At 68.8% G+C, this 9,869-nt stretch carries 13 protein-coding genes and 1 pseudogene; 10 read left to right on the plus strand and 4 right to left on the minus strand.

Going from position 1 to position 9,869, the window contains the following annotated elements; genetic code table 11:
- From AZG88_RS09455 to AZG88_RS09480, 6 genes are all read left to right on the plus strand, one after another.
- A partial coding sequence (locus AZG88_RS09455; protein ID WP_063819596.1) for a hypothetical protein occupies positions 1-660 on the plus strand: 660 nt, incomplete at its 5' end.
- A 74-nt stretch (positions 661-734) separates the two neighbouring features.
- Entirely contained in the window at positions 735-1,661 is a 927-nt protein-coding gene (locus tag AZG88_RS09460) for a metal ABC transporter substrate-binding protein (protein ID WP_179443194.1), read from the plus strand.
- Positions 1,658-2,395, plus strand: a complete 738-nt coding sequence (locus AZG88_RS09465) for a metal ABC transporter ATP-binding protein (RefSeq protein ID WP_061043113.1) — start codon at positions 1,658-1,660, stop codon at positions 2,393-2,395. The genes AZG88_RS09460 and AZG88_RS09465 overlap by 4 nt, the downstream gene beginning before the upstream one ends.
- Before the next feature lie 6 nt (positions 2,396-2,401).
- Complete coding sequence (locus AZG88_RS09470; protein ID WP_061043112.1) at positions 2,402-3,328, plus strand: metal ABC transporter permease; 927 nt, start codon at positions 2,402-2,404, stop codon at positions 3,326-3,328.
- An 85-nt stretch (positions 3,329-3,413) separates the two neighbouring features.
- A complete protein-coding gene (locus tag AZG88_RS09475) occupies positions 3,414-4,613 on the plus strand; it encodes a Fic family protein (RefSeq protein ID WP_061043111.1) in 1,200 nt (399 codons plus the stop codon).
- A gap of 139 nt (positions 4,614-4,752) precedes the next feature.
- Positions 4,753-5,229, plus strand: coding sequence for a hypothetical protein (locus tag AZG88_RS09480; RefSeq protein WP_061043110.1), 477 nt, complete (start codon positions 4,753-4,755; stop codon positions 5,227-5,229).
- Between the two features lie 13 nt (positions 5,230-5,242).
- Here the strand turns inward: AZG88_RS09480 and AZG88_RS09485 are convergent, their stop codons facing one another.
- The 3 genes from AZG88_RS09485 to AZG88_RS09495 form a co-directional block, all read right to left on the minus strand.
- On the minus strand, positions 5,243-6,379 hold the full coding sequence (locus tag AZG88_RS09485; protein WP_061697559.1) for an RNA polymerase sigma factor: 1,137 nt from the start codon (positions 6,377-6,379) through the stop codon (positions 5,243-5,245).
- A gap of 1 nt (position 6,380) precedes the next feature.
- Entirely contained in the window at positions 6,381-6,740 is a 360-nt protein-coding gene (locus tag AZG88_RS09490) for a YciI family protein (protein WP_061043109.1), read from the minus strand.
- Positions 6,741-6,859: 119 nt separating this feature from the next.
- Complete coding sequence (locus AZG88_RS09495; RefSeq protein WP_043793370.1) at positions 6,860-7,414, minus strand: helix-turn-helix domain-containing protein; 555 nt, start codon at positions 7,412-7,414, stop codon at positions 6,860-6,862.
- A gap of 86 nt (positions 7,415-7,500) precedes the next feature.
- Between AZG88_RS09495 and AZG88_RS09500 the strand changes: the two genes are divergently transcribed.
- The 4 genes and pseudogenes from AZG88_RS09500 to AZG88_RS53475 all read left to right on the plus strand — a co-directional run.
- Complete coding sequence (locus AZG88_RS09500) at positions 7,501-8,175, plus strand: AzlC family ABC transporter permease (protein ID WP_061043108.1); 675 nt, start codon at positions 7,501-7,503, stop codon at positions 8,173-8,175.
- The gene (locus AZG88_RS09505; RefSeq protein WP_061043107.1) at positions 8,172-8,495 is read left to right on the plus strand and encodes an AzlD domain-containing protein; all 324 of its coding nucleotides are present in this window, start codon (positions 8,172-8,174) and stop codon (positions 8,493-8,495) included. The genes AZG88_RS09500 and AZG88_RS09505 overlap by 4 nt, the downstream gene beginning before the upstream one ends.
- 17 nt (positions 8,496-8,512) lie before the next feature.
- A complete protein-coding gene (locus AZG88_RS09510; protein ID WP_016880360.1) occupies positions 8,513-9,337 on the plus strand; it encodes an MBL fold metallo-hydrolase in 825 nt (274 codons plus the stop codon).
- Positions 9,338-9,397: 60 nt separating this feature from the next.
- Positions 9,398-9,594 (plus strand): annotated as a pseudogene (locus AZG88_RS53475) (helix-turn-helix domain-containing protein); the annotation flags it as partial.
- A 39-nt stretch (positions 9,595-9,633) separates the two neighbouring features.
- Here the strand turns inward: AZG88_RS53475 and AZG88_RS49720 are convergent.
- On the minus strand, positions 9,634-9,869 hold a 236-nt coding region (locus AZG88_RS49720; RefSeq protein WP_156517457.1), incomplete at its 5' end, for a zinc ribbon domain-containing protein.

Here is a 9,869-nt window from a genome sequence, read left to right on the forward strand (position 1 = left end):
TGCGAGCTGTATCGAGACGCAGGCTTCATCGGTCAGCCGGCGGCCGCTGTCACCAGCCTGGCCTTCGTGATTGCCGGCCTCGCGGTCGTCGCGCGTCGTCCGCACGGAGCGCCGACCGTGACCTACGGCCTGCTTGTCGTCGCGGTCGGCGCCGGGTCGCTCGTTGCGCACGGACCCAACCCGCCGTGGCAGGCCTACGCACACGACATCCCGATCGCGACACTGCTGGCCTTCATCGCCGTCGACGCCGCCTCCGACCGGTTCGGCCGGCGGCTGTCGCCGGTGTGGTGGCTTGCCGTCCCGGTCGTGGTGATCCCCGCGGTGGCGGCCGGCCCGACGGCCTCCACGATCGTGCAGGCAATACTCGCCGCGGTCGCCGTGGGCCTCGGTCTGGAACGCGCCCGCGTCCGTCCGCAGCTGCGGCGCACGACCGTCGTCGCGGCACTGCTTCTCGTGTCCGGCGCGCTGCTCGGCACCATCGGCGACCGGACGTCGATCTGCCGGCCGGGCAGTGTCCTGCAGGGCCACGCGCTGTGGCACATTCTCGCCGCCGCTGGATTGTGGCGGCTCGCGCCCACGATCGGGTCCACCGCCGACACGGTCGCGGCACGGCGGTCCCAGGCGGGCTCCAACGGCGACTTCCGTCGACCGACAACGTGACTGCGGGTGCCGCCCCCTTGTGGTTTCGGTGAGCCGAACATTATGATTCGACCGTGAAAACAACGGGCTTCAAGGTGGGTGCGCGACGACGGCCAGTAGCCGGTGCCGCGGCGCTGACAGCGCTGGCCGCGGCATTGATGCTGTCGGGGTGCGGCACGGGCGACGGACCGGAAAGCGACAAACCGGTGGTGTTGACGACGTTCACCGTTCTCGCCGATATCGCCGCGAATGTCGGAGGTGAGCACGTGACGGTCGAGTCGATCACCAAGGCGGGCGCGGAAATCCATGGATACGAGCCCACCCCGGGCGATATCAAGAAGGCAGCCGAGGCCGACCTGATCCTCGACAACGGGATGAACCTGGAGGCGTGGTTCGCCCAGTTCGTCGACGGTGTGGACGTCGGGCACGTGGTCGTCAGCGACGGCGTCGAGCCGATTGCCATCGGCGAGGACGCCTACGCGGGCAAACCGAATCCGCACGCCTGGATGTCACCACTGAACGTGCAGATCTACGTCGACAACATGGTCGCCGCGTTCAGCGAGCTCGATTCCGCGCATGCGGCCGACTATCGCATCAACGGCGACGCGTACAAGGCGCAGTTGCAGAAGGTGCAGGACGAGTTGGTCGCCGAGCTGGGAGCATTGCCGGTTAACGAACGGGCGCTGGTCACGTGCGAGGGAGCGTTCTCGTATCTGGCCCGGGACGCGGGGCTGACCGAGAAGTACATCTGGCCGGTCAATGCCGAACAGCAGGCCACGCCCCAGCAGATCGCTTCGACGATCGAGTTCGTCAAGGACAATCGGGTTCCGGCGGTGTTCTGCGAATCCACGGTGTCGGATGCGCCGATGCAACGCGTCGTCGAAGCCACGGGCGCCGCGTTCGGTGGCACCCTCTACGTCGACTCGCTGTCCGAGGCGGACGGGCCGGTGCCGACGTACCTGGATCTGATCCGGCACGACGCCGACACCCTCACCTCCGCACTGAACGGGCAGCAATCATGACCACCCGGCCGGCCGTCGAGGTGCAGGACGTCACCGTCCACTACGGCGATGTCCTTGCGCTCGACCAGGTCTCACTTGCCCTGCAGCCAGGACGCGTCTGCGGTCTCGTCGGCATGAACGGTTCCGGAAAGTCCACCCTGTTCAAGACGATCATGGGCACCGTCAAACCCGACTCCGGCACGGTCCGCATCAACGGCACGGCGCCGGCCGCGGCACGCAAGACCGGTGTGCTGGGTTACGTTCCGCAGAGCGAGGACGTGGACTGGACGTTCCCCCTCTCGGTGCGTGACGTGGTGATGACCGGCCGCTACGGGCACATGGGGCTGACCCGGCGGCCCGGCAGAGCTGACCGCGAGGCCGTCGACCACGCCCTCGAACGCGTCGAACTGACCGAACTGGCGGACCGGCAGATCGGGCAACTGTCCGGCGGCCAGAAGAAGCGCACCTTCGTCGCCCGCGGAATCGCGCAGGGCGCCACCATCCTTCTCCTCGACGAACCGTTCGCCGGGGTCGACAAACGCTCCGAAGCCACCATCACCGCACTGCTGCGTGAACTCGCCGCCGCGGGTGCGGCGATCCTGGTCTCCACCCACGACCTGCACGCACTGCCCACCCTGGCCGACGAGGCGATCCTGCTGATGCGCACCGTCCTCATGCACGGCGACCCGACGGTCGTGCTGCAGCCGGAGAACCTGGCGGCCGCCTTCGGCCTCGACGTCATGACAAGGACCTGAGAATCAATGGATGTCATCGACTTCTTCGTCGACCCGCTGCGCTACGACTTCATGGTCCGCGCGCTGATCACCACCCTGATCGCCGCCGTGGTGTGCGCGGTGCTGTCGTGCTGGCTGGTTCTGATCGGCTGGTCACTGATGGGTGACGCGGTCTCGCACGCCGTCCTGCCCGGCGTCGTCCTGGCCTACATCGTCGGCGCCCCGTTCGCGATCGGCGCGGTGATCTTCGGGTTCCTTGCCGTGGCACTGATCGGGGTGGTCCGCGACACCAGCCGCGTCAAGGAGGACGCCGCGATCGGCATCGTGTTCTCCACCCTGTTCGCGCTCGGGCTGGTGCTGGTCTCGGTCACCCCGAGCCAAACCGACCTCAACCACATCATCTTCGGCAACCTGCTGGGTGTGAGCCGGTCCGACCTCGTCCAGATCGCCCTACTCGGGGCCTTCGTCTTCATCGCACTGATCGTCAAGCGCCGCGACTTCACGCTGTACGCCTTCGACCCCACCCACGCCCACGCGATCGGCCTGAACCCGCGCCTGCTCGGGGCCGCGCTCCTGGGGCTGCTGGCCCTGACGGCGGTGGTGGCCCTGCAGGCCGTCGGCGTCATCCTGGTCGTCGCGATGCTGATCATTCCCGGGGCCACCGCGTACCTGCTGACCGACAGCTTCCACCGGATGCTGGTCATCGCCCCGGCGATCTCGGCGGCCTGCGCCGTCATCGGCCTGTACCTGAGCTATCACCTCGACACGGCCAGCGGCGGCATGGTGGTGCTGTCCCAGGGTGCGGCATTCGCGCTGGTCTACCTGTTCGCACCTCAGCACGGAATCATCGGTCGCCGAATCACCGCGTCCAGGCGACGCCGGTCACCGCGTCATGAACACGGGAACACCGAGAATCACGCGGAACGCGATTGGGCGCCGGAACCGAAGTCGTAGAACTGGCGCTCGATCGCGTTGCACACCGTCACTACCCAGGGTCCATATCATTGGATAACTTATTAACCAATGGTATGTTCGCTGGGTGGCATCGGTTAACGGCGGACTGTTGTGGCCTCCTGTCGCCTACGAGCAGCATCCGTGGGTCAGCACCGCCGGCGACTACGGCACTCGGCGCGAGCGGCGCCTCACTGCCGGCCCCTACCGTGCGGCAGTACCGGCGTTCATCGCGGACCGATCCATCTCACTGAGCGGCGAGCTGCAATCGCTGACGGAGGAAGCGGCGACCGAGCTCACCCGTTTCGACGTCGAGGTCGGCCACATCACCGCCCCGTTCGCCTCCATTCTGCTCCGCGCCGAGAGTGCGTCGAGCTCGGAGATCGAGAACCTCAGCAGCGGGGCGCGGCAGATCGCGTTGGCCGAACTCGGCGAGCACGCCTCCCGCAACGCCCGCCTGATCGTCGGAAACGTCCGGGCCATGCACGCCGCGTTGGAGTTGTCCGACTCCATCGACGCCGAGGCGATCCTGCAGATGCATCGCGCGCTGCTCGAACACGGCGATCCGAACATCGCCGGTCGATGGCGGCAGCAGCAGGTCTGGATCGGCGGCGGAAGCCTCGGACCCCACACCGCGCAGTTCGTCCCCCCGCACCATGACCGGGTTCCCGCACTGATCGACGACTTGATCGTCTTCGCCAACCGCGTCGATGTGCCCGTGATCGCGCAGATAGCGGTCGCGCACGCGCAGTTCGAAACCATCCACCCGTTCCCGGACGGCAACGGGCGTGTCGGACGCGCCCTGATCCAGGCGATGCTGCGCGGCGGACAGCTCACCCGCAGTGTTGCCGTTCCGGTGTCCGCGGGCCTACTACACGACACCGCAGAGTATTTCGACGCACTCGGCGAGTACCGGTCCGGGAACGTCGAGCCGATCGTCCGGTCGATCGCGGAGGCATCGTTCGGTGCGGTCGCCAACGGTCGCACCCTCGTTCAGGACCTGGAAGCGGTTCGAGCCGACTGGCGCACCCGTGTGACGGCGCGGCGCGGCGCGGCGGTACACCGGCTGGTGGACTTGCTCCTTCGTCAACCGGTCGTCGACAACAAGCTCGTCACATCCACGCTCGGGGTGACCGGCGCCAACGCGCAGATCGCCATCGACCGCCTGGTCGACGCCGGGATCCTCACCCAGATCACCGACGGGCGACGGAACCGGATCTGGCAGGCCAAGGACGTGGTCCGGGTGCTGGACGAGTTCGCCGCCCGCGCCAAACGCCGCCGACACTGAATGCTCCGATCCTGCGGGTGCCGTCGAATGATCCACCGGGGGAACATGACGTGTCGCCCGCCGCCGTTTATCCGCCCGCACCGCGGGTATCAATACCGTGACGTCCGGAGTGAGACCGCCGAGAACGAAGGTTCCGCTGATGACACTCGTGCCCCGGGCCGCGGTCACGCTGATCGCCGCAGGCCCCCTCGCCCTGTTCCTGGCCGCTCCCGTCGCCGCGGACCCACCCGACGTGACCCTGGCCGCCGCCGTGGCCGGGAGCACCGTCACGACGACGATCGCGAACGACACCGGTGCGGACATCGTGTGCGGACTCGGCGGGCTGCATGCGGCGGATGACATCGTGAACCCCGAGTCCGTGGCGGTGTTCCACGCATCGAATGTGGTGATCGGGCCGGGACCGCGGGACTTCGTGTTCGACGCGGTGCCCGACGGGGACTACCTGGTCCACTGGATCTGCAGTGAGAACGCGGGCCCCGGTGACGAGGTGTGGGGTTCGGCGCCGCTCCCGGAGACCGCATACGCGAAGCCGGCGACGGCGGAGCCTCTCCCCGTCACCGTGAGCACGGAAACGTGTTTCGGGTCGGTGTGCCTGCCGCCGGGCCTGGGTCTCTGACCGGCAGTCCGGGTCATCGGAGCGAATCGCGCTGTTCCCGAAGGAATTCCCGCTCGGCAGCGTTCTCGGTGCGGTCGCGCGCCGTCTCGTACGCGCGTGCCGCCTCGTCGGGACGTCCGAGTCTGCGGAGCAGATCGGCCCGCACCGCGTGGTACAGGTGGTATTTGCCGACGTCGAGCTGGTCGACGAGGGCCAACCCCTGCTCCGGTCCCCTGACCTCGGCGACGGCGACCGCCCGGTTCAGGGCCACCACCGGACTCGGCGCCACCGACATCAACTGGTCGTACAACTGCAGGATCTGCCACCAGTCGGTGTCGGCGGCCGTCTCCGCATCGCTGTGGACGGCGTTGATCGCGGCCTGAATCTGATACTGCCCGGGGGTGTTCCGTCGCAGGCACTCCCGCACCAGCGACTGCCCCTCGGCGACGAGGTCACGATCCCACCGACTGCGGTCCTGATCGGGCAGGAGCACGAGCCGGCCGTCGCCGTCGGTGCGGGCGTCTCGCCGCGACTCGATCAGCACCATCAACGCGAGCAGCCCGGTGACCTCCGGTTCGTCGGGCATCAGCGCGGCCAGGACCCGGCCGAGGCGGATGGCCTCGGCGCACAGGTCCGCCCGCGTCAGCCGGTCCCCGGAACTGGCCGTGTAGCCCTCGTTGAAGATCAGATAGACGACGGCCAGGACGGCGCGGAGGCGGTCCGGCAGATCGGTCTCGCTCGGCACCCGGTACGGGATCCGGGCGTCCCGGATCTTCCCCTTGGCCCGGACGAGGCGCTGCGCCATGGTCGGCTCGGGGACCAGGAATGCGCGCGCGATCTCCGCGGTGCCGAGCCCGCCCAGGAGGCGGAGGGTCATCTTGACCTGGGCGGCGGGGGCGAGCGCCGGGTGGCAGCACGTGAAGATCAGGCGTAGCCGGTCATCGGGCACGACGCCCTCCTCCACCGGTTCGTCGCGGGCGAGCAACAGGGCGGCCTGCGCGTGGCGGTCGTGCCGGGTGGCCTCGCGCCGGAGCCGATCGATCGTGCGGGTGAACGCGTCCTGGACGGCGTCCTCGGCGATGTCGAGGTCGCCGAACACCCCGACCAGGGCGGACACCGCGCGGCCGTGTTCCTCACGGAACACCCGTTCGATGTCGGTGGACCCGACCACGTCAGTCGCCGGCTCCACGGTGGTGTACGAACGGCCGGACCTCGATCGGGAGGGTCGTCGCCCGGGTGAGTTTGCGACCCCATTCGAGGGCGGCGTCCAGGTCGGGCGCCTCGACGATGGTGAATCCGCCGAGATGTTCCTTGCCTTCGGTGTAGGGGCCGTCGGTGAGGAGCACGTCCCCGCCCTGGGCCCGCAGCACGGTCGCCGTGGCGGGGGCGCACAGTCCCCCGCTGAACACCCACGCGCCCGCGGACACCATCTCCTGGTTGAGGGCGTCGAGGTCGTCGCCGATCTTCGCGAGGACGTCGGGGTCGGGAGCGGGTCCGTCGGGCTGGTACACGCTCAACAGGTACTGGGTCATCTCGGGTTCCTCCTCGGATCGGACAGCCGGCGACTGCGGATGTGGCCGGCTCTCACCTCCTATACGAACGTCACCCTTCCGAATCGACACCCTGGGCGGAGAAATTTCGCCGAATGTCCTCAGTTGTGTTCGGACACCAGGACGGCGCGGGTGCCCGGCTCCAGCGCTTCGAACACATGTGCGACATCGCCGGGGTAGGCGATGTAGTCGCCGGGTCCGAGTTCGACCGGATCGCCCGCGACGCCGACGAGGGCGCGCCCGGCACTGAGGATGACGTGTTCGACCACCCCGGGCATGTGCGGTTCGGACTCCCGGGCGGGGCCGGGTTCGACGGCGAGGCGGTATAGATCCCGGCGCGCGGACGGCGGGCAGGACGCGACGAGGGTGGCGCGGTAGTCGGACCGGTCGGATGTCAGTTCCGGTCCTTCGTCGGCCCGGATGACCTGCACGCGCGGCCGCGGCGGGTCCAATAGTTGCGACATCTGCACGTCGAGTGCGACGCAGAGGGCCCACAGGGTTTCGACGCTCGGGTTGCCGCCCCCCGATTCCAGTTGGGACAGTGTGGATTTCGCAACCCCGGCGCGGCGGGCGACCTCGGTCAGGGACATACCCGAGCGTTCGCGTTCGCGACGCAGCGAGGGTCCGATGTAGCCCAGTGGGGATTGCCCTGCCATGGTTTCCCTTCCCGACAACCCGTTCATTATTTTGGTCGCGATGTTCGTCTTGACGAACGATGCACCATGTGTTCAGTATAGAAGTCATGCGTTCGATGAAGCGAACACTCGATTCGCGGGTCCTCCGAAACATCGCGCTGGTGTGCCTCGCCGACGGACTGGTCGGCATGTCGTACGGCGCCATCGCGGTGGGTTCGGGCCTGGACGCCTGGTTGCCCGTCGCACTGTCGGTCCTGGTCCTCGCCGGATCTGCGGAGTTCTTGTTCGTCGGCATCGTCGCGGCAGGCGGCAGCCCGGTCGCGGCGACGATCGCCGGGCTGCTGGTGAACGCGCGGCACCTGCCGTTCGGTCTGGCGGTCGGTGACGTGCTGGGGCGCGGGCTGCGCCGCGTCGTCGGCAGTCACCTGATGAACGACGAGTCGGTGGTGTTCGCCCTCGGTGAGACGGACGCCGACCGCAGGCGCGCCGCGTACTGGGCGTGCGGTGTAGGGATCGCGGTGTGCTGGCCGCTCGGGGCCGTGCTCGGCGCGGTGGCGGGCTCGGCGATCGGCGACCCCGCGGTGCTGGGACTGGACGCCATGTTCCCGGCGGTGCTGCTGGCGCTGGTGCTGCCGGCGTTGCGCGATCGGGACGTGCGGGTGCCGGCACTGGCCGGCGGCGTGATCGCCCTGGCCACCACGCCCTTCCTGCCCGCCGGGCTTCCGGTGCTGGCGGCGCTGGTGGGGCTGCTTGCCGGTGTGCGGCGGAAGGTGCTGCCGTGACCGGGAACCTCGTGCTGATTGGGTCGGTCGGGGTCCTTGCGGCGGGCACGTTCGCCTTCCGGTTCGCGGGACCGGTGCTGCGGCCACGGATCGCCACCCGGCCGTGGGTGGAGCGGACCATGGCGACGGCCGCCGTGGTTCTGCTCACCGCACTGGTGGGCACGACCGCGCTCACCGAAGGCCACGGCCTCGCCGGAGTGGCGCGTCCCACCGGCGTCGTCGTCGCGGGCATACTCGCCTGGCGGAAGGCACCTTTCGTCGTGATCGTCCTGTCCGCGGCCGCAGCGACTGCCGGATTGCGGCTCCTCGGGGTGCCGTGAGGATGCATGATCGAGGGGTGTTATTTCATCTCTGCGCCACGTGCGGCGTCGAACAGGACCCGAACACCCCGCTCCCCGACGAGTGCGCGATCTGCGCGGACGAACGCCAGTACATTCCGCTGGGCGGTCAGGAGTGGACCACCGTGGAGAAGCTGGCCGGTGCGGGGTACCGCGCGGTCGAGCACGAGGTCGAGCCGGGGCTGCACGGCCTGTACGTGGACCCGAAGACCGCGATCGGCCAGCAGTCCCTCGTGATCCGCACCCCCGCCGGGTCGCTGCTGTGGGATCCGATCGGGTTCGTCGACGACGCCGCCGTCGCCGCCGTCGCCGCGCACGGCCCGGTCCTCGCCGTCGCGGGCAGCCACCCGCACATGTTCGGCGTCCAGACGCAGTGGTCCAAGGCGCTCGGCGACGTGCCCATCCTGGTGGCCGACGCGGACCGCGGATGGCTGGCACGGTCCGACGGCCCGATCGTGTTCTGGTCCGGCACCCACGAAGTGACGCCGGGTCTGACCCTGCACCAGATCGGTGGGCACTTCCCGGGCAGCGCCGTCGCGCACTGGCGGGACGGCGCCGACGGCCGCGGGGTCCTCCTCACCGGGGACGGCGTGTTCCCCAACCCGGACCGCCGCACGGTGTCGTTCCTCCGGTCGTACCCCAACCGGCTGCCGCTGTCCGCGGCGGTGGTGCGGCGCATCGCGGACCAGTTGTCGCACCTCGAATTCGACCGCATCATCGGCAACTTCGACAACGTGATCGACAACGCCGGCCGGGAGGCGCTCGAATACTCGGCCACCCGTCACTGCGCGTGGGTGACCGGGGAGTTCGATCACCTCACCTGACCGCTGACCATGACGTCCGAGGTAATGATCACGACGATCCGGCCGCCCTAGACTGGCCGCATGACCACCCTCGACGATCGGCGAACGTCGCATGTCGGCACCCATCTGCGGACGCGGCGGGAACGCCGCCGGCTCAGTCAGCTGGAACTGGCGAACCGGGCGGACATCTCGGCCGCCACGTCAGCTTCCTGGAGACCGGGCGGTCGAATCCCACCCGGGCGATGCTGCTGCGGCTCATCGACATTCCCCTGCATCAACTACCCGGTCCTGAAGGACGCGGGTTTGCTGCTCACGTTCTAACTGGCTGTTAGAGGGGTGGCTGCTTTAGGCACGGTTGATTGGGCGGCCCGGTAGTTGGTGTGTCCGAGTGCGGCAATGTTGGCGGCGGCGTTATGGTCGGCGTGGCCGGTCCATCCGCAGCCGCGGCACCGGAATAGTGCTTGACTGTGCCTGTTCGCGGTGTCGCAGTGCCCGCACTGGTGGCATGTTTTACTGGTGTTGCGCGGGTTGACCACCTGTACCGGCAGTCCTG

Origin of the sequence: Rhodococcus sp. LB1 (assembly GCF_001583455.1) — a bacterium.
Taxonomy (GTDB): Bacteria; Actinomycetota; Actinomycetes; order Mycobacteriales; family Mycobacteriaceae; genus Rhodococcus_F; species Rhodococcus_F opacus.

Bases quoted from the DNA above. Each gene is read 5' to 3' on its own strand.
- AZG88_RS09495 (WP_043793370.1), bottom strand. From the start codon at position 7,414: ATGGCAGGGCAATCCCCACTGGGCTACATCGGACCCTCGCTGCGTCGC.
- AZG88_RS09480 (WP_061043110.1), top strand. From the start codon at position 4,753: ATGACACTCGTGCCCCGGGCCGCGGTCACGCTGATCGCCGCAGGCCCC.
- AZG88_RS09470 (WP_061043112.1), top strand. From the start codon at position 2,402: ATGGATGTCATCGACTTCTTCGTCGACCCGCTGCGCTACGACTTCATG.
- AZG88_RS09500 (WP_061043108.1), top strand. From the start codon at position 7,501: ATGCGTTCGATGAAGCGAACACTCGATTCGCGGGTCCTCCGAAACATC.
- AZG88_RS09490 (WP_061043109.1), bottom strand. From the start codon at position 6,740: ATGACCCAGTACCTGTTGAGCGTGTACCAGCCCGACGGACCCGCTCCC.
- AZG88_RS09465 (WP_061043113.1), top strand. From the start codon at position 1,658: ATGACCACCCGGCCGGCCGTCGAGGTGCAGGACGTCACCGTCCACTAC.